This is a genomic window from Paraburkholderia sp. Clong3 (assembly GCF_050436485.1).
GTDB lineage: Bacteria > Pseudomonadota > Gammaproteobacteria > Burkholderiales > Burkholderiaceae > Paraburkholderia > Paraburkholderia tuberum.
Genome location: NZ_JBNDMH010000002.1, coordinates 970,772 through 989,012, shown reverse-complemented (window position 1 = coordinate 989,012; position 18,241 = coordinate 970,772). Strand labels below are relative to the sequence as shown.

16 protein-coding genes and 1 pseudogene are annotated in these 18,241 nt (G+C 60.7%); all 17 read left to right on the top strand.

The features are described from left to right. The first annotated feature begins 84 nt into the window (after nucleotides 1-84). The 17 genes and pseudogenes from OKW30_RS08815 to OKW30_RS08735 all read left to right on the top strand — a co-directional run bounded on the left by OKW30_RS08815 (nucleotide 85) and on the right by OKW30_RS08735 (nucleotide 18,237). Entirely contained in the window at nucleotides 85-360 is a 276-nt protein-coding gene (locus OKW30_RS08815) for a hypothetical protein (protein WP_184073932.1), read from the top strand. Between the two features lie 900 nt (nucleotides 361-1,260). Next, nucleotides 1,261-1,935: a response regulator gene (locus OKW30_RS08810; protein ID WP_429346526.1), complete on the top strand. Its 675-nt coding sequence runs from the start codon at nucleotides 1,261-1,263 to the stop codon at nucleotides 1,933-1,935. Continuing rightward, nucleotides 1,916-3,367 carry a sensor histidine kinase gene (locus OKW30_RS08805; RefSeq protein WP_429293048.1) on the top strand — a complete coding sequence of 484 codons (1,452 nt, stop codon included), beginning with the start codon at nucleotides 1,916-1,918 and terminating at the stop codon, nucleotides 3,365-3,367. Before OKW30_RS08810 ends, OKW30_RS08805 begins: the two co-directional genes overlap by 20 nt. A 101-nt stretch (nucleotides 3,368-3,468) precedes the next feature. Then, entirely contained in the window at nucleotides 3,469-3,717 is a 249-nt protein-coding gene (locus OKW30_RS08800) for a hypothetical protein (protein ID WP_184073927.1), read from the top strand. Between the two features lie 228 nt (nucleotides 3,718-3,945). Continuing rightward, entirely contained in the window at nucleotides 3,946-4,341 is a 396-nt protein-coding gene (locus OKW30_RS08795) for a PepSY domain-containing protein (RefSeq protein ID WP_184073925.1), read from the top strand. 108 nt (nucleotides 4,342-4,449) lie between these two features. Next, nucleotides 4,450-4,692: a hypothetical protein gene (locus tag OKW30_RS08790; RefSeq protein WP_184073923.1), complete on the top strand. Its 243-nt coding sequence runs from the start codon at nucleotides 4,450-4,452 to the stop codon at nucleotides 4,690-4,692. 202 nt (nucleotides 4,693-4,894) lie between these two features. Then, a complete protein-coding gene (locus OKW30_RS08785; protein ID WP_184073921.1) occupies nucleotides 4,895-5,224 on the top strand; it encodes a carboxypeptidase regulatory-like domain-containing protein in 330 nt (109 codons plus the stop codon). A gap of 33 nt (nucleotides 5,225-5,257) precedes the next feature. Beyond that, nucleotides 5,258-5,863, top strand: coding sequence for a hypothetical protein (locus OKW30_RS08780; RefSeq protein ID WP_429346525.1), 606 nt, complete (start codon nucleotides 5,258-5,260; stop codon nucleotides 5,861-5,863). After that, on the top strand, nucleotides 5,817-6,536 hold the full coding sequence (locus OKW30_RS08775; protein ID WP_429346524.1) for an ABC transporter ATP-binding protein: 720 nt from the start codon (nucleotides 5,817-5,819) through the stop codon (nucleotides 6,534-6,536). Before OKW30_RS08780 ends, OKW30_RS08775 begins: the two co-directional genes overlap by 47 nt. After that, nucleotides 6,521-7,198, top strand: coding sequence for an ABC transporter ATP-binding protein (locus tag OKW30_RS08770; protein WP_429346523.1), 678 nt, complete (start codon nucleotides 6,521-6,523; stop codon nucleotides 7,196-7,198). Before OKW30_RS08775 ends, OKW30_RS08770 begins: the two co-directional genes overlap by 16 nt. After that, nucleotides 7,195-9,846: an FtsX-like permease family protein gene (locus tag OKW30_RS08765; protein ID WP_429346522.1), complete on the top strand. Its 2,652-nt coding sequence runs from the start codon at nucleotides 7,195-7,197 to the stop codon at nucleotides 9,844-9,846. The genes OKW30_RS08770 and OKW30_RS08765 overlap by 4 nt, the downstream gene beginning before the upstream one ends. 228 nt (nucleotides 9,847-10,074) lie before the next feature. Continuing rightward, nucleotides 10,075-10,368, top strand: a pseudogene (locus OKW30_RS08760) (IS30 family transposase); the annotation flags it as partial. Nucleotides 10,369-10,681: 313 nt separating this feature from the next. Continuing rightward, a complete protein-coding gene (gene gcvA, locus OKW30_RS08755) occupies nucleotides 10,682-11,590 on the top strand; it encodes a transcriptional regulator GcvA (RefSeq protein WP_090805019.1) in 909 nt (302 codons plus the stop codon). Between the two features lie 287 nt (nucleotides 11,591-11,877). After that, nucleotides 11,878-14,376, top strand: coding sequence for a CoA transferase (locus OKW30_RS08750; RefSeq protein ID WP_429346521.1), 2,499 nt, complete (start codon nucleotides 11,878-11,880; stop codon nucleotides 14,374-14,376). Nucleotides 14,377-14,753: 377 nt separating this feature from the next. After that, nucleotides 14,754-15,845 (top strand): ABC transporter ATP-binding protein, encoded by a 1,092-nt coding sequence (locus OKW30_RS08745; protein WP_429346520.1) that lies wholly within the window; start codon nucleotides 14,754-14,756, stop codon nucleotides 15,843-15,845. Between the two features lie 39 nt (nucleotides 15,846-15,884). Further along, the gene (locus OKW30_RS08740; RefSeq protein ID WP_184073911.1) at nucleotides 15,885-16,922 is read left to right on the top strand and encodes a polyamine ABC transporter substrate-binding protein; all 1,038 of its coding nucleotides are present in this window, start codon (nucleotides 15,885-15,887) and stop codon (nucleotides 16,920-16,922) included. 52 nt (nucleotides 16,923-16,974) lie between these two features. Continuing rightward, nucleotides 16,975-18,237, top strand: coding sequence for an ABC transporter permease (locus tag OKW30_RS08735; RefSeq protein ID WP_429293056.1), 1,263 nt, complete (start codon nucleotides 16,975-16,977; stop codon nucleotides 18,235-18,237). The last annotated feature ends 4 nt before the right edge of the window (nucleotides 18,238-18,241 follow it).

The window sequence follows — 18,241 nt, the reverse complement described above, 5'->3', positions numbered from 1 at the left end:
GCTTGACTGAGAAAGAATCTGTGATGCGATCAATGGCAAACAGTCGCAGCGCCCTCTTTATTCAACTTCGATCGGAGTCGTATCATGAAAACAAGGCTTATCGCCGCAGTTCTCTTCGCACTTTCCCCATCGATTGCTGCACCGGCCTTTGCCAGCGGCTATGGTCCGGCTCCGTTCTACCGTCCTGGCGTCGGAGCTCCCGCGTCTCAGCGCGGACAAAGCGCGCTGACCGTAGCAGCCAGGCGCAACAACGCTGCTACGGCAAACATTGGCGGCTATGGCGGCGTGGATGCAGCATTGTCTCAATCGGGCGGCCAGCAGGCTGCGGCAGGCCAGCGCGCGCTCTTTCGCGCTCACTAAGCGCAGCCGGGCGCAAGCTCAGTCCCTCGCTGACCCATGAGGATCTGTCTTTGTTGGCCGAGGTCCTGAAAGCGAATCCCTCACGGATAGTTGTGCCGAAAAAACCATGACAGCGCCGTATAGTGGCGCTGTAACTCGCATACCCTGTTCTCCAGTTTAACGAAATATTAACGGTCAAAAACCTCTGTCATGCTGCAAACGAAGCCGGGCGCTCTTCATTGCGGCGGCTCATACGTTTTTGGTCTTCATTGATTCATCCTTTCCGCGAAAGGCATGACTGCTCTGCCATCAGTTACTGATGGAGGCCACGATCTTCGATATCGCCTGGTGGAGATTGACAACAGCTCGTGCTGCCTTTTCGTGCGGCGCCGCTACGGCGGGCTTGCACTGAGGTTCGTGCGACAAGGCTGCAGATAGCCAGGGTGAGACCGATAATCTTGAGCGTCGAGGCCGATTCGCCAAAGCAGGTGATGCCGACGACTGCCGAGACTGCCGTACTGGCGCCGGCCCATGAGCATAGGCCAGACCCATTTCGATGTGCGCAACGTTTATACCGAACGTTGGGAAGAGGATGTCAGCGGTACCACGGATGCGTTTAGATTAGTACAGGACGGAGCACCCCTCGGCGACGGTCGAATGCGGATGGGCTTTCAGATCGTGATCCCGTCGCCGTGGCTGCTATGGACGCCGGGCCCGGACCGTCGCAATGCCGACTGCGGCTCCCGTCACAAGAACCGGGCAAGATGGTCCGGACGGTCTTCCTGCCGGCATGAACTGGCAGATTGAAATGCGTCACGCGATCGCTGCCGCCCCCCGCCCGCTCGAGTCGTACAATGTCCGGCAGATCCGGAATGCTCCTGCGGAAAAGGTCCCGACCGGGGACGGCGAGGAAGAACCATCATGCGCGTGCTGGTCGTTGAAGACGATCGGAAGATTGGCTCGTTTGTCGTGACGGCGCTGCAGCAGGCCGGCTTCGCGGTCGACCATGCGGAAGACGGCGCGAGCGGACTGGATCTGGCGCTCGCGACCGCCTATGATGCAGCCGTCATCGATATCATGCTGCCCCGACTGGACGGACTTTCGCTCATCGAGACACTGCGCCGTGAGAAAGTCACCACACCGGTCATCATCCTCAGTGCCAGACGCACCGTCGATGATCGGGTCAAGGGTCTCCAGACGGGGGGCGACGACTACCTGACCAAGCCTTTTGCGCTGACTGAACTGCTGGCGCGCGTCGGCGCGCTGATCCGCCGGAGCACCGGCGCTTCCGAGCCGACCCGACTGGTCGTCGGTGAACTGACGCTCGATCTGCTCGCACGCGAAGTATCGCGGGGGGACCACAGGCTCGATCTGCAGCCGCGTGAACTGTCCCTGCTCGAGTACCTGATGCGCAATGCGAACCGCCCGGTGTCGAAGACGATGATCCTGGAGCATGTGTGGGATTACAGCTTCGAGCCGCAGACCAACGTGGTCGACGTGCTGGTCTGCCGCCTGCGCAACAAGGTTGATCGTGATTTTCCGGTGAAGATAATACATACCATCCGGGGAGTGGGGTATGTTCTTAAAGGCCCTTGATCCCCTCCGCAAGACGATCAGCTTTCGACTCGCGCTGTGGTACTCGGCGTGCTTCATTCTCAGCACCACCTTGCTTTTCGCACTCGCCTATTTTCTGCTCGCCTCCACGCTGCAACAGCATGATCGCGACGACGTTGAGCAGCGGCTTCACCAACTGGCCGCCCAATATCAGGCAAGCGACCTCGCCGGCCTGAAAAAGGAACTGGCTCTGGAGACCCGGCTACGGAAGTCAAAGCCGTTCTTTATCCGCATTGCCGGACCACGCAATACGACAGTCTTCCTTCAGATCCCGGATCAGTGGGCGGCGTTCGACGTAAGCCGGCTCGAGCGCGCACCGCTCGCCGCTCCCGGCGATCTGATCCGTGTGCCGGCACAGGACGATGAGGCGGTTCTCGAGATTGCCGGCACCCGTCTGCCCGACGGCGGCATACTGCAGGTCGGCAAAAGCACCGAGCAGCGCGACAGCGTCCTGGAGAGCTTTGGGCGGATCGTCGCCGGGGTCATGGTCCCGATGGTTGTTGTCGGCGTGTTCGGCGGAGTGTTTCTCGCGCGACGATCCCTGCGACCGGTTCGCCAACTCATTCAGGCCGTCCATGCGATCGAGGCAGGGGCCATGGAGGCGCGGGTGCCAGTCCGCGAGACCGGTGACGAACTGGACGAGCTCGGCAAGCTGTTCAACAGGATGCTGAACAAGATTGCGACGTTAATCCAGGGCATGCGCAACGCGCTTGACAACGTCGCCCATGATTTACGCACGCCGGTGGCCCGCATCCGTGGCATCGCGGAAATCGCGCTGCGCTCGGAGCGCGACCCGGATAGTTGCCGGGAGGCGCTGGCGGACTGCGTGGAAGAATCGGATCAACTGCTTCAGATGCTGAACACGTTGATGGACATATCCGAGGCAGAAACGGGCACGCTCAAATTGCACCTGGAACCGGTAGACATCCCGACTCTCCTGGCCGATGCCGTCGACCTCTACCAGCTTGTGGCTGAAGAAAAGGCCATTGCCGTCTCGATCGTCGCACCGCCGCACATGTGGTTGACAGCGGACCGCAACCGCCTTCGCCAGGTCATGGGGAATCTGCTGGACAACGCCATCAAATACACGCCGGCGGGCGGCCGGGTCGAGGTGGAAGCCTACGCTTCGCAGAACACGATGGTGATCCGCGTCGCGGACACGGGCATCGGCATGACGCCCGACGAGTTATCGAAAAGCTGGGACCGGCTGTTTCGCGGCGATCGCAGCCGCTCGCAGCGGGGCTTGGGACTGGGCCTTAGCCTCGTGAAGGCCGTCGTCGAAGCGCACCAGGGCCGCGTCACAGCGTCGAGCAATCTGGGCGCCGGGTCCGTCTTCACCGTCACGCTTCCCGTCGCCTTTCCGGGCGGGAGCCCGTTCCCCCCGAACGACCAGTCAACGCTTACCCGGACGTAACGTTCGGGAAACGTCCCGGCAAGATTCAGCAACCAAAATAGTTGCTGTGGGGCCCGCATGCGAACTCCCGTCCCAGCGCAGGATCTCTGAAGGAGAAGCGGATGAACACCGGCGACAAATCCTTGCACTGGCTGGTCGACAAATGGCTTGCGCCAGGCCCGGCGACGCCTGCTCACGTCACCCGGTTCAGTCGCACGCGTTCCACCCGGAAACGCTATGTACGCGTCGAGACATCTCGACCGGCCGGCACGTTGACCATCCTATTCTTTCGACATGACGATGGCTCGTGGTGCGTGTTTCCGCCGGAAACCGACCGACCGGCGATGGGCATTGGTCAACGCGCACGGTGACGCGGGCCAACCGCGGGTACAGCAACATCGCCACCCGGCGCGGGGTGGACTGTCCGGGTACCTTACCTCGATGTAATGTCCGGGAAAGATCCGGGCAAGATTGAGCGACCACTATAGGCTCTGTGGAGCAGGCATGCCGATGTCCGTTCGCGGTGTCGCAGCGCTGACGCGGACATCGGCATCGAGTCGGCCTTGCAACGCAAACGGTTCGCTCAGGGAGTATGGACAATGAACGGGAAGCAACGGCTAGGTATGGCGATGGGCGCGCTTACCGTGGGCTTCGGACTGTCTGGCGGCGCATCCGCGGCCGGCGACGGCCATACCCAGGCCCCGGCCTATCAGTCCAGCATCAAGGTGCCGGAGCAGCAGAACGGGAAACGTGGTGAAGCGGCCCGGCTTGCCGCGCTGGCAAGGATCGACGCGACCCGGGCGACCTCAGCCGCTTTGGCCCAGGTACCCGGAACCGTGCTCAAGGTCGCCCTCGACAACGAAAACGGCAACCTGGTGTACAGCGTGGAGATCAAGACCACCAGCAACGACATCAAGGACGTGAAGATCGATGCGGGCAACGGGGCGATTGTGCACGTGGAGACTGCCAGCGACGAAGAGGAAACCGAGAAATAGCCGGCCACGGACATATCAATATTCAGCAACGCAGAACGATCGACGTGAAGCCGCCAGGAGAGCGGCGACACGAACCTCAACTGATCTGGCTTCGTGAAAGGAATCGAAATGAGCAGACTACTGTTAATCATCGTTGCCGCGGCATTTTTCACGGTGACTTTCGCTGCGGCGGCCGCTGACACGATTGCTTCGGGTGTCGGGGAGACCGCTTCCCACCCGCAAGCCACTCCTGCCAGCAAATATCAACGCGAGAGTAGCAAACGGGAAATGAAAGAAGAAAAACGTGAGAACAGGAAGCAGGAGATGAATGACGCGAAAGAGACCAGGCAGCAGGAAATGAAAGAACAATGAGAAAGTCGCTGGCACGAAGGCTGTGTGAGCCTGCCGGCGCATGCCCCCAAAGCATGCGCCGGCTCCCGGACACGATCTTCCCTTATCAGATGGCTGGGAGATTCGCGATGAAAACTGTCACGCCTGAGACAGCAATGGTTGTGGCAACCCTGGTGGGGGTGGTCTCCATGCTGGTGCGCAAACTGGCGTCCCAACCGAGCGAATGCAGGGTGCCGTAGCGTATGCCAGCGGCGGGATTGGACTGGATGAAGCAAACGCCATCAGGCAGGTCGCCGTGCAGTATCCGCTGGAACTGGAATTTGCCCGTGCGGCCACGTCACAGAATGAATACGTGTCTGATGTCAGGGTTCTGATAAAAAACCAGGAAGGCAAGGCCGTTCTCAATACCACCGCCGATGGCCCCTTCCTCCTCGCGAAATTATCGGCAGGAAAATATACCGTGAGTATTGACCGGCAGGGCGACACGAAGCAGCGCGTGGTGCGGATCAAACCGCACAGGCACGAGCAGCTGATTTTTGCGTGGCAGAAGTAACGGGCGCAGCGCGATTACAGGACAGGAGGCACTATGCAAGGCAGAACTCGGATCAAGGGGTACTTCCGGTTACTGCCCATGGCCATCTTTGCCGTCGCTGCCCTGATCGGCAGCGCGACGCAAATCGCGGGCACGCCAGCGATGGCAACAGAACGGCCGGTCACGCCGGAAAAGAATCCACCCGGCGACATTCCAGAGACCCAGGTCTTCATCACCTACGCCTCGCCACTGGGTTTCTCGCTCAAGGTACCTGAAGGCTGGGCGCGAACGGATCATCCCGATGGGGCAGGCTTCTCGGACAAATACAACGCGGTCGACGTCACCGTCACATCCGCTCCCCGTGCTCCCACTGCCACCTCCATAGCCAGTCATGAGGCGGCGGATCTCGTCCAGGGCGGTCGTGCAGTCAGGATAGCGGCGATCAGGCAGGTCATGCTGCGATCCGGCCCAGCGCTTCTGATCGTCTACACATCGAATTCCGGACCCAACCCGGTCACCAACAGACAGTTGCGCCTGGAGAGACATCGCTATCTGATCTACCGGGGCGGCAAGCTCGCTACCCTTGATCTCTCTGCCCCGCTTGGAGCCGACAATGCCGATCAATGGAAACTCATCTCAGATTCGTTCCAATGGCGTTGACGCGCAGCCGCTGGAAGCGTTTGAACTCTACCGTTTCTTCCGTAGCGGCGATGACGAAACGGCCGCGTTGCGCGGTGTGTCGCTGCGACTCCGGGCAGGAGAATTCGTCGCGCTGATGGGGCCTTCCGGAAGCGGCAAGTCCACGCTTCTGGCTTGCCTGGCCGGGCTGGATGAACCGGATGGGGGACATGTCGAGGTGATGGGGCTGCGCCTGTCGCGACGGCCCGAAGCGGTTCGCGCCGCGTTGCGCGCGCGGCACATCGGTATCCTGATGCAATCGGGCAACCTGTTCGAGCACCTCACGGTGGAGGCCCATATGCGGCTGCAGATGTCACTGTCCAGGCAGTCCAGCCAACGGACGATCGATCACCTGCTCGAGGTGATGGGACTGGGCGGGCAACGCCGCGCACGCCCCTCGCAACTGTCGGGCGGCGAAGCGGCGCGCGCCGGGCTGGCGGTTGCCCTGTCGTCGAATCCTCGCGTGCTGCTGGCAGACGAACCGACAGCGGAGGTGGACGCGGCCACCGAAACGGACATCCTGAACCATTTGATGGAACGATGCCGCGCCGGAGTCGCAGTCCTGATCGCGACGCACAGCATGGCACTGGCGTCACATGCCGACCGTCTGCTCGGCATTCAGGATGGGCGCCCTCACCCATGTCTGACACCCTGATCAAGGCCCAGTCAGTGGGCCGGCGCTATCAGCAAGGCAGGGTGTCTGTCGCCGCAGTCGCGTCTGCGACATTCCGCCTGCACGCGGGCGATCATGTCGCCCTTGTCGGGAGATCCGGGAGTGGCAAGTCGACCTTGTTGCACCTCATGGCAGGACTCGACGCGCCGACAAGCGGCGCGATCTGTTGGCCCGCGTTAGGCGCCGCGGACACGCTTCTGCCCGCGAAAATTTCGCTGGTGTTCCAGGTGCCGAGCTTGCTGGAGCCGTTGACGGTGAGTGAGAACGTCGCACTGCCGCTGCTGATGGCGAAAGCGACCTGCGATATCGGCAAGGCGGTGGCGGATGCGCTCGCCACCTTTGGTCTTGAGCGCCTGCTGGCCAGGCTGCCCGAAGAGCTGTCGGGTGGTCAGATGCAGCGTGTCGCGATGGCACGGGCGATCGTCGGAAACCCGCGCGTGATCCTCGCCGACGAGCCGACTGGCCAACTCGATCAGCCGACCGGCCGCGCCTTCCTTGACGCACTGGTGGCCCATCTCGCCGGCACCGGGACGGCACTCGTCATCGCCACCCATGATCGGGCGGTTGCGGAACGCATGGATAGCGTCTGGTATCTCGAGCGCGGCACGCTCATCGACGCTCCCAACACTGCGGGGGCGATATGACCTGGCTGTGGTTTTTGGGGCTGGTCCAGGAACGCAAGGCGCGCCTCGCAGGCGCAGCGGCGGGCATCGCGATCACCGTCGCGTTGCTGGCCTCGCTCGGCGCATTTCTGGCCCAAAGCACCGCTTCCATGACGCGCCGCGCCATCGCGGGCGTACCGGTTGACTGGCAGGTGCAACTGGTCTCCGCGACCACCGCCCAGTCGGTCACGGCAGCCATTGGACAGGCCGCAACAGTTTCCCGGCTGCAGACGGTCGGCTATGCCGATGTCGCGGGTTTCGAGGCCCATACCGGCGCAAGCGTGCAGACGACCGGCAAAGGCAAGGTGCTTGGCCTCGATGCTGCCTATGTGCGCGACTATCCAGCGCAGTTCCGGACCCTGCTCGGCCGCCTGGATGGCGTGCTCATCGCACAACAGACGGCGGCCAATTTGCATGTGACGGTCGGCGACGCAGTGACGATCCACCGTATCGGCCTGGCGCCCGTCGATGTCAGGGTGGCTGGCATTGTCGATCTGCCGCATGCTGACTCGCTGTTCCAGGCGGTCGGGGTTCCGGCCGGGGCGGCACCGCAAGCGCCACCCGACAATGTGCTGTTGATGCCCATTGACGAGTGGCACCGCCTGTTTGACCCGCAGGCGGCGATCAGGCCGGATTCGATTCGCGTACAGCTGCATGTCCGCTTGGCGCATGACCGGCTTCCAGGCGATCCGCAGGCGGCTTTTGAGGCGGTACTGGGTGCGGCGAGGAACCTCGAGGCTCGCATCGCGGGCAATGGTATCGTGGCGGACAATCTGGCGGCCAGGCTCGACGCGGTACGCAGTGACGCGCTGTACGCCAAGGTCCTGTTTCTCTTTCTCGGCGCACCGGGGGCGCTCCTCGCCACCTTCCTGACGATGGCGGTGGTGGCATCCGGCGCCGGCCGGCGCCGGCGCGATCAGGCGCTGCTGCGAATTCGTGGCGCCTCGCGCGCGCGGATCATGAAACTGGCGGCGGTCGAAGCCGCGTGCGTGGGTATGGGCGGCACGATTGCCGGACTGGTCCTTGCGACGCTCGTGTCGCGCATGCTGCTCGGCGTGGATATGCTCGCTGTTTCCGCTGTCGGCTGGATCGCCGCCGCCCTGGCTGGTGTTGTGCTCGCCCCTGCCATCATGCTTGCCACAGCCTGGATCGATGCCAGGCAGACCACGGTCGCGACCGCCCGGATGACGATCGGCTACGATCACGCCGCGCTCTGGCAACGCATCGGCCTCGATTTCATTTTCATTGCCCTGTCGGCTGTCATCTTCTGGAGAACATGGAGTACGGGCTATCAGGTCGTGCTGGCGCCCGAGGGAACGCCGTCATCATCGATCGATTACCCGGCCTTTCTCGCGCCCGTTCTGCTATGGCTGGGTCTCGGCCTGCTGGCGGTCAGGGTGTGCCTGACGGGACTCAGGCGGGGTCGGGCACGTCTGGCCAGGTGGCTGGACCCCATTGCGGGCTCCCTGGCGGGCATTGTTGCCGCGGCCCTCAGCCGACAGCGGAAACGCATGACACAGGGTATCGCCCTGGTCGCGCTGGCCTTTGCTTTCGCAACATCGACCGCCATCTTCAACACAACCTACAACGCGCAGACGCGCGTCGACGCTGAACTCACGAACGGCGCAGACGTGACGGTCACCGGCACGTCGCAGGCACCGGCGTCAACGAAACTCAGGGAACTCGCGGCACTCCCGGGTGTGAGCGCGGCGCAGTCGATGCAGCACCGGCTCGCCTACGTCGGCACGGACCTGCAGGACCTGTATGGCATCGACGCCAGGCACATCGGGGAGGCAACGAGGATGTCAAATGCGTATTTCGTGGGCGGCAATGCGAAACAGACGCTGGACGAGCTCGCGCGAACAACCGACGGCATTCTCGTTGCGGAAGAAACCGTCAGGGATTTTCAGTTGCAGGCGGGTGATGAGCTCAATCTGCGTCTGCAAAATGCACACGATCACCAGTATCATGTTGTCCGGTTCCACTTCATTGGCGTCGTCCGTGAATTCCCGACCGCGCCCCGTGACTCCTTTCTGGTCGCGAATGCCCGTTACGTGGGACAGCAGACCGGTGCGGATGCAGCGGAAATCGTTCTGTTGAAGACGTCCACCTCCCCCGCGCAAATTGCTTCCGCGGCGCGGGGCATTGTTGCCTCGCTGGCAGCGGTGCAGGTCAGCGATGTGGGGCAGGCCCAGCATCTGATCGGATCCAGTCTGACCGCCGTCGACCTTGGCGGCCTGACGCGACTGGAGCTTGGCTTCGCCGTCGTTATGGTGGCCGGCGCGGCGGGGCTCGTTCTCGCGCTCGGTATTGCCGACCGGCGGCGCACCTTTGCCATTCTTTCAGCCCTCGGTGCGAAACCCCGGCAGCTCGGCGCGTTTCTGTGGAGCGAGGCCCTACTGCTCCTTGTCACCGGGACCAGCATCGGCTTACTGACCGGTTTTGCGCTCGCATGGATGCTGGTCAAGCTCCTGACCGGAGTTTTCGATCCACCGCCCGAATCTGTCAGCATGCCCTGGCTTTATTTGACTACCGTGGTCGGCGTGGCGTTGCTCTCAGTTGTCTTCGCAGTGATTGGGGCGCAGTGGGAAACGCGCATTCCGCCAGTCCAGCGCATGCGCGAGATTTGACAGGAACGCGCTTGCCACCGAAGGTCAACCGGAATCCGGTAAGTTTTCGCATGGACCGGCCGGATGGCAGCGGCGCAGCACTCCGCCGCTGCCATCCGACCGCTGCGACGTTAATGCCACCGCCTCGTCGTCCACGAGGTCGGGTTTTCAGCGGACATTGCCTGCAATCGGTCCCGAAACCGTAGTTCCTGCAGCGACGCGGGGCGAAGCGACTTCCTGATCAGCAAAGATGCCACCGCCGCGTCGGCCCTGGCCGGCTTCACTGCCAAACTCAACTCGATTGCCGCACCGCTGCGCCAGAGCTTTACCTACGACCAGGGCAAGGAGATGACCCGCCATCACGAACTCTCTGCCGCCACCGGCGTGAAGGTCTACTTCTGCGACCCGCACAGCCCCTGGCAGCGCGGCACCTGTGAGAACACCAACGGGCTGCTGCGCCAGTACCTACCCAAGGGCACCGATCTATCGATCTACAGCCAGGACGAACTCGATGCGATCGCCGATAGCCTCAACCATCGACCCCCGTGCGACGCTCGACTCTCACTCGCCGCTCCGGGTGTTCGCCGCGATGCTCGCAGCCGCCAGTCAGTCCTCAACTCCCATCCATTGAACCCAGTGTTGCACTTCGTTCTTGAAACCGCCCCACCAGGCTTGTCGTTTCAGAGTGTTCGAAATTCCGCGCTAACATAGGTTCGATTGCCCAATTGGATGGAGTGAGCAGGCACTCGTCGACGCCAGGGAATGCCGCCGCGTCCGCGGGTCTAGTGGATCTTGAGATGCCGCAACACGCAACTGATCCACGAAGTCGGACAGCTTTAGTCAAACGGTCTGCAGAATGAGAAAACGATTACCTCCGCTTAACTGGTTGCGCGCATTTGAATCCTCTGCCCGGCATCTCAGTTTCACCCATGCGGCGACAGAGTTGAGCCTGACCCAGGCGGCGGTAAGCCAACAGGTGAAGGGACTCGAGTCGCAGTTGGGGGCAGTCCTCTTTAAGCGCTTGCCAAGAGGACTCGAGCTCACTGAGGCCGGGCTAGCCTATTTGCCGGTTGTCCACGAGGCCGTAGAGCGTCTGGCGGCCGCAACTGAAGAGATCTTCGGGCAAGGTCACGGCAGAGTCCTTACCGTTCGGGTCAGCCTGGTGTTTTTTACCCATTGGCTGGCAATGCGCTTACCCGACTTTCGTGAACGCCACCCCGAGGTCAATCTGCGGATCACCAGCAACATATGGGGGGGTGATTCGAGCGTGACCGACGTCGAAGCCGATATGGAAATCCGCTATGGACATGGAGAATGGACGGGACTCAAGGCCGAGCGGCTGACCTGGGATACGTTGCTGCCGGTCTGCGCCCCATTCTTGCCCTCCGAACAGGCGCCACTTGCTACTCCGAAGGATCTCCGTTACCACGAACTACTCCACGTCCTGGGCTACGAGGAGGGCTGGGGATACTGGTTGAAGAAAGCAGGCGCGGGACAGGTCGACTCTTCGAAGGGAATGCAGTTCGATACCTTGATCTCTGCTTTGAGAATGGCCGAGCTTGGTCAAGGGGTGGCCTTGGCGCGCTCGTCGCTGGTCCAGTCGATGCTGGACACCGGGCAACTGATAGCGCCTTTCAAATCCCGGCTTACGACCAGTGAAGCTTTCTACCTGGTCTATTCTCCTCACAGCATCGTCAACCCTGATGCCGCGGCGTTCGTGGCCTGGTTGAGTGCGAAGGCTCAGGAGGGGCGTGCGCGAAACTGATCAGGCAGGTTGACATCGCACGTCCATTTCGCCGGGCTGCCAGTGATCGACTGGTCATTTTCCTGCGCGTTCACTCCGTTGGCCTCAGCCATAAATAAAATAGCCCCATCCTCGTTTTTTTTATTGCTTTACCGGCTCCCCGTTGTATCCGACAGTGATCCCCAGTTCGTCGCCAAGGCCACTCGCCTCGCATTCGAAATGCGGTTGATTGGTGCTGGCGGCGACCCACCACAATGATGACCTGCGTTTCGAAAGATCTGCAGGTCCTGGAGATGAGTCGGTGAGCCATGGGAAAGCATGATCAACTGCCTTTTAGCGGCGTGAAAGTCATCGACTTTGGCCAGTACATCGCCGGCCCGGCCGTGGCGATGATCCTGGCGGATCTCGGCGCCACCGTCATTCACATCGATCCCCCTGCTGGGCCGCTTTGGGACAGCCCGGCCAATGCCGTACTGAACCGCAACAAGTATTGCTTGCAGCTTGACTTGAAGTCCGCGCAGGGGCTCGAGGCGGCCATGGCATTCATCGCGCGTGCCGATATCGTGATCGAGAACTTCCGGCCGGGCGTCATGACCCGGTTGGGCCTGGACTTCGCCGAGCTGCGTCGTCAAAGGCCCGAGCTCATTACGCTGTCCATCCCTGGTTTCGCCAGCAACGACCAGTTGCGTCGTCACTGGCGCGCCCTCGAGCCGATTATTGCGTCGGCCTCCGGGGTATTCACCGATATGGGTCAGAACCGCGTACTGATGGGGATAAACCCGAGTTTTTCGCCGCTGCCGCTAGCCTCGTCCTACGGCACCATGCTGGCTGTCTCCGCGGTGGCACTCGCTCTGCAAGCGCGGGAGCGCACGGGAGTGGGTGATCAGATCGAGGTGCCTCTGGCCGCGGCGGTGATGGAGGGGCTGTCTTACAACTCGATCAAGATCGACGGTTATCCCGAACGCTACAAGACCTTGCGCGAAAAGGAAATTGAGCGGCGGCGGTCGGAAAATCTTCCGATGAACCTCAGCTACGAAGAACTGCAAGAATATCTCGACCCCTTTTACCGCACGTACGAGTGCGCGGACGGTCGCAAGTTCTATGCGGTATGCCCGTCACACCGCTCGCACGCCAGGCGTTGCCTTCAGGCGATGGGGTTGTACGAGGAAATGCTATCTGCCGGGCTGCCGACAGTGAGCGACCCCTACCTTCCTATCTCTCAGTGGGAGGGGGATGCCTCACTCGGTGTCTACCCGTTGCCTGCCCATTGGGCCCGGCGCATTTCGGCACGCATGAGGGAGGTGTTCCTGACCAGGACAGCGACCGAGTGGGAAAAAATTTTCGGCGAAGGCCGGTTTCCCGGTGCGCCCCACCGATCGACTCAAGAATGGTTGCATGACGAGCACGCCAACGCCGCGGGTCTGGTGGTCGATGTCGACGACCACCAGTACGGCAACATGAAACAGCCCGGCGCGATCGCCTGGCTGGAAGACAGTGCCGACTTGATGCTCTCGCCCGACTCACGCCGCACGGTGAGTCTCAAAGAAGCCCTGGCCATCCTGGATAAGTGCGCGCCCACGGCACTGCCGCCCCCATCTGAACAGCATGTTGGCGGCTGGCTTGACGGTGTGCGTGTCCTCGATCTGACCAATGTCATCGCGGGTCCGCATTCGACCTCCTACCTTGGCCGGTTCGGCGCCGAGGTTATCAAGCTCGACCCCGTAACGCCCAACTATGATCCCTGGAACACAGTGGTCTTTGGCATGTCTTCGGGCCGCGGCAAGCAAAGCGTCCTGGTCGACCTGAACCACCCCGACGGACGCGAGGTGTTTAACCGATTGGTTCGTTCGGTTGATGTGATCGTGATGAATGCACCGGATCGTCAACTGGCACCTTTGGGTCTTGACGAAGCCAGTCTCCAGGCCGTCAACCCTGGCGTGATCTTCTGTCAACTGGATTGCTTTGGGGGACCGCGTCGCGGCCCGCGGACCGATTATCTCGGTTACGACGACTTGATCCAGGCCAGCACCGGCATCATGCTGCGCTTCGGCGGCGGCATGGCAACGCCAGAGGAACACGCTCACGTCGGAACCATTGACGTGAATTGCGGGTTCGCTGCAGCGCTCGGCGTTGCCGCCGCGTTATATCGCAAAGCCAGAACCGGCCAGATCAGCCGTGCCCGGACCTCCCTGGCATCGCTCGGCAACCTGGTGCAGATTCCCTTCTGCTACGACTACCCACGGCGGGCCCCGTTCGATGAGCCTTCCGGCCGTAGCGCCCAGGGCTTTGGCAACCTGTCACGCTTCTTTCGGGCCGCGGATGACTGGTTGTATGTGGACGCCAGCGAAAAGGAACTGGACAAGCTAAACGCCGTAGAGGGGCTGACGGGCATCCGCGACGCGGCAGATCCCGCAGCGTTTCTCAGCTCCGCGTTTGCCACGGTCTCCGCCGAAACCTGGCAGACGCGGTTGCAAGCGGCCAATGTGGCGGCAGCCATTCCGGACAATATCGACAACTTGCGCCAACGCTACAGCCGCCCTGCAGACAATCGTCCGGGTATCGATAACGCCAGCTATTCATTCAGTGTGTATGCCGAGCATCCGAGTGGACGACGCGTCATCCAACTCGATCCTTTTGCGATTCGCCCTCACGTCGCTCCGATCCGCGCACTGGCGCCAGCAGAAAAGTTTGGTGCCTCGACCCGAGGGGTTCTGCGCAAGATGGGCTACAGCGATACCCAGATTGCGACGTTGATTGCGCGAGGGGCGGTCGGCGAAAGCTGGTGCGAAGAGTACTTGCCCAGCTGAACACGTCACCGTTGCGGGCAAGCCGGAACAAATCGCGACCGCTCCGCTGATGGGTGGGCGTGGCCGATAGCAGCAAGCACCCTGGAAGAAAAAAGGCTGTAGCGAAGGGGTGTTCGAATATTTATAAGATTGGAGACGAAGATGCACGTACGACACCGCAAGCTCCCGGGTACCGAAAACACCCGGCGAGGCGCAGAAATCGTTATCGAGAACCTCAATCGAGCTACGCAGCACATGGCGCGAAAACGCCCATGGCGAGGCACGGGGAAGGAGGTGCCCTGTGCGCCTCCCTGTCGCCGCAGCCGATCTGCAGACACAGCACTACCGCCTGCGCTGCCAGGTGCCTTCCGCACCGAAAGACATTGAGGGTAACGATCATGCAAGACCAGGGCAACACATTTGTGAGCTTCCGCAATGTTCGGAAGACATACGACGGAGAAACACTCGTCGTCAAAGACCTGAATCTCAACATCCAGAAGGGGGAGTTTCTCACTTTGCTTGGTCCGTCTGGCTCGGGAAAGACCACCTGTCTCATGATGCTCGCCGGGTTTGAATACCCAACCGATGGAGAAATCTGGCTGGATGGTCAGTTACTTAATCGTATTCCGCCGCATAAACGCGACATTGGAATGGTATTTCAGAACTATGCACTCTTTCCACACCTGACCGTCGGACAGAACCTCGAGTATCCCCTGAAGGTTCGCAAGATGCCGCCAGACGAGCGGGCCGCGCGCGTCAAGCGGGCGCTCGAGATGGTCCACATGGAAAAGCTGGGTAAGCGAATGCCAGGTCAGCTCTCAGGCGGTCAGCAACAGCGAGTGGCGCTTGCGCGTGCGTTGGTGTTCAACCCAAAGCTTGTGCTGATGGACGAACCGCTTGGCGCGCTGGACAAACAGCTGCGCGAGCACATGCAGATAGAGCTCAAGGCATTGCACGAATCTCTTGGCCTGACCTTTGTGTACGTCACACACGATCAAGGTGAGGCGCTCACGATGTCTGATCGAGTAGCGGTTTTTGATCAGGGGGTGATCCAACAGCTCGACCGGGTCGACTCGCTCTACGAATCGCCGAAGAATCTGTTTGTAGCCAACTTCATTGGTGACAGTAACCGGGTGGAAGGCACCGTCGTAAGCCGGGATGGTAATTATTGCGAGTTGCGCATTGCAGACGGTACGACCGTACGTGCGCTGAATGTTGCCGGGCTCAATGTCGGTAGCCACGCCACAGGGGTGATCCGTCCCGAGCGGCTCTCGATTGGACGGCAATCCGAACAGCAGCGCAATGTCATCAACAGCGAAACGCTTGGGATGATCTACTTCGGCGATCACGTCCGGCTACGCTGCCGCTGCCCCGGAGAAACAGAGTGTTTCGTGAAGGTTCCGCTCGGACAGGACGGGGCGGCCCATGTCCAACCGGGAAATCGAATCGCGTTGTCGTTTCATGAAGATCATCTGAGAGTTTTCAATTGACCACGCGTAGCGAAATCACCTTGTGCCAAGGAGAACGAAATGAGGTTCTTTAGAAATACGGTCGGCGTGGCTGCCATGATGTGTTGTTCCGCTTTCGCATTGGCCGACGGCCTTACGACGGTCAATTACGGTGGCGCTGTGGGGAATGCCCAGAAGGCTGCCTGGGTTGAACCGTTCTCGAAAGCGAGCGGTATTCCGACGATTGCGATTGAGTACACAGGCGAAATGGCCAAAGTCAAAGCGATGGTCGACGCCAAAGATGTCACGTGGGACGTCGTTGAAGTCGAGTCGGCAGACATCGGACGCGGCTGTCAGGACGGACTCTTCGAGAAGCTCGACTGGTCGAAGATCGCGAAAAAGGGTGATCTGGTGCCTGGATCGGTGACTCCCTGCGCTGCCGGCACATTCGTGTGGTCGACCGTGCTGGCATACAACCCGACGCTGACGAAGGGCACGCCACAGGGCTGGAAGGATTTTTGGGACGTCAAGAAATTTCCTGGCAAGCGTGGCATGAAGAAGGAGGCGCGTTATAACCTCGAGTTCGCACTGATGGCAGATGGCGTTCCGGCGAAAGACGTGTACACCGTGCTGGGCACGGAGGCCGGCGTCAATCGGGCGTTCAAGAAGATGGACGAGCTCAAGCCACACATTCAGTGGTGGGAGGCTGGCGCACAGCCGCCGCAGTTCCTGGTCGCCGGTGACGTTTCGATGTCCACCGCGTATAACGGCCGCATCGACGCCGCAATGCGGGCAGGGAACAAGAACCTGGGTATCTCGTGGGACCAAAGCATCTATGAGCTGGACTTTTTCGTGATTCCGAAGGGCTCGAAAAATAAGGATGCAGCCGAGAAGTACATTGCCTACGTGCTCGAACCTCAGGCTCAAGCTGCGTTCGCGCGGCTCATTCCGTACGGGCCAACCAACAAGAACGCTTTAAAGTTGCTCGATGCAGCCACTCTTGAAAACCTGCCTAACTCGCCGAAGCACAGCAAAACCGCTATCCCCAACGACGTAGAGTTCTGGACCGACCACGGCGACGGGCTGGAACAGCGTTTCACCGCGTGGGCAGCGAAATAACGCGAATCGCGTACCCATCGCTCGAACGCATGGGTACGCGAAGGAGAGAGACATGAGCGCGGTAACTACTCAGCAGCAGGATTGGCATTTGCGTGAGCTCAAGCGATCGCTTAGGAACGTGAATTTACGTAAGCAAATGGCGGCGCTGGCGCTGGTCGCTCCTCTTGCTATTTTCATTTTTCTGGTATTCGTGATGCCCGTTGCATCCATGATTTCGCGGTCGATTCAGAGTCCGGAAGTCGTTGACGCGTTGCCACACACGACGGCGGCGCTGCGAAACTGGGATCGGAAATCGGCAGTTCCCGATGACGCTTTTCGCGGGCTGATGCTGGATATCGAGCGCAACGGCGGGAACAACAGTTCGGGTACCGCTGCCGGTCGACTGAACGGGCAGAAGGCGGGTTTCCGTTCGTTGTTTTACAAGACTTCGAGCGCACTTCCGTTCGGCGACGATGATTCAGCGCTGCCTGCGCACGAGGTTCGACAAAAGCTGATCGAAATCGACAGGCGTTGGGAAGATCCTAGTTACTGGCAGGTAATCGCTAAAGATTCATCCCGATACACAAGCCAGTATCTCCTCGCGACGATGGACTTCCGTCGCAATTCTGCCGGTGACATCGTTCCGGTTGATCCAGGCGCCTCGGCATATCGGGAGATATTCAAGCGAACGTTCGTGATTAGCGGCCTGGTAACGCTCGCCGCGCTGCTCCTCGGCTACCCCCTGGCATATTGGATCTCCAGTCTGCCGGCGGGTAAGGCAAATCTGCTGATGATCCTGGTGCTCCTTCCCTTCTGGACTTCGATCCTCGTGCGGATCTCCGCCTGGATCGTCATCCTTCAAGGATCGGGCCTCGTCAACAAGGCGTTGCTGTCGCTGGACCTGATATCGTCTCCATTGACACTGCTGTTCAACCGGACGGGGGTGCTGATCTCGATGACTCATATCCTCCTGCCGTTCATGATTCTGCCGCTGTACAGCGTCATGAAATCGGTGCCAGCCAGCTATACGAAGGCAGCGATCTCGCTGGGTAGTCACCCGTTCGGCGCGTTCTGGAAGGTCTACTTTCCGCAAACGCTGCCAGGAGTCGGCGCCGGCGGACTGCTGGTATTCATCACGGCTTTGGGCTACTACATTACTCCGGCATTGCTGGGCGGAGCCGGCGACCAGATGGTGAGCTACTACATCGCCTATTTCACGAATGTGGCCTTGAACTGGGGGATGGCGTGCGCACTGGGAGCGGTTCTGCTTCTCGTGACGTTGATACTCTTCGGTGTTTATCGAAAGATAGTCGGCAACGAACTGAAGGTAGGTTAGGACC

Bases quoted from the DNA above. Each gene is read 5' to 3' on its own strand.
- OKW30_RS08800 (WP_184073927.1), top strand. From the start codon at position 3,469: ATGAACACCGGCGACAAATCCTTGCACTGGCTGGTCGACAAATGGCTT.
- OKW30_RS08740 (WP_184073911.1), top strand. From the start codon at position 15,885: ATGAGGTTCTTTAGAAATACGGTCGGCGTGGCTGCCATGATGTGTTGT.
- OKW30_RS08765 (WP_429346522.1), top strand. From the start codon at position 7,195: ATGACCTGGCTGTGGTTTTTGGGGCTGGTCCAGGAACGCAAGGCGCGC.
- OKW30_RS08745 (WP_429346520.1), top strand. From the start codon at position 14,754: ATGCAAGACCAGGGCAACACATTTGTGAGCTTCCGCAATGTTCGGAAG.
- OKW30_RS08750 (WP_429346521.1), top strand. From the start codon at position 11,878: ATGGGAAAGCATGATCAACTGCCTTTTAGCGGCGTGAAAGTCATCGAC.
- OKW30_RS08775 (WP_429346524.1), top strand. From the start codon at position 5,817: ATGCCGATCAATGGAAACTCATCTCAGATTCGTTCCAATGGCGTTGAC.
- OKW30_RS08815 (WP_184073932.1), top strand. From the start codon at position 85: ATGAAAACAAGGCTTATCGCCGCAGTTCTCTTCGCACTTTCCCCATCG.
- OKW30_RS08785 (WP_184073921.1), top strand. From the start codon at position 4,895: ATGCAGGGTGCCGTAGCGTATGCCAGCGGCGGGATTGGACTGGATGAA.
- gcvA (WP_090805019.1), top strand. From the start codon at position 10,682: ATGAGAAAACGATTACCTCCGCTTAACTGGTTGCGCGCATTTGAATCC.
- OKW30_RS08790 (WP_184073923.1), top strand. From the start codon at position 4,450: ATGAGCAGACTACTGTTAATCATCGTTGCCGCGGCATTTTTCACGGTG.
- OKW30_RS08735 (WP_429293056.1), top strand. From the start codon at position 16,975: ATGAGCGCGGTAACTACTCAGCAGCAGGATTGGCATTTGCGTGAGCTC.
- OKW30_RS08810 (WP_429346526.1), top strand. From the start codon at position 1,261: ATGCGCGTGCTGGTCGTTGAAGACGATCGGAAGATTGGCTCGTTTGTC.
- OKW30_RS08770 (WP_429346523.1), top strand. From the start codon at position 6,521: ATGTCTGACACCCTGATCAAGGCCCAGTCAGTGGGCCGGCGCTATCAG.
- OKW30_RS08780 (WP_429346525.1), top strand. From the start codon at position 5,258: ATGCAAGGCAGAACTCGGATCAAGGGGTACTTCCGGTTACTGCCCATG.
- OKW30_RS08795 (WP_184073925.1), top strand. From the start codon at position 3,946: ATGAACGGGAAGCAACGGCTAGGTATGGCGATGGGCGCGCTTACCGTG.
- OKW30_RS08805 (WP_429293048.1), top strand. From the start codon at position 1,916: ATGTTCTTAAAGGCCCTTGATCCCCTCCGCAAGACGATCAGCTTTCGA.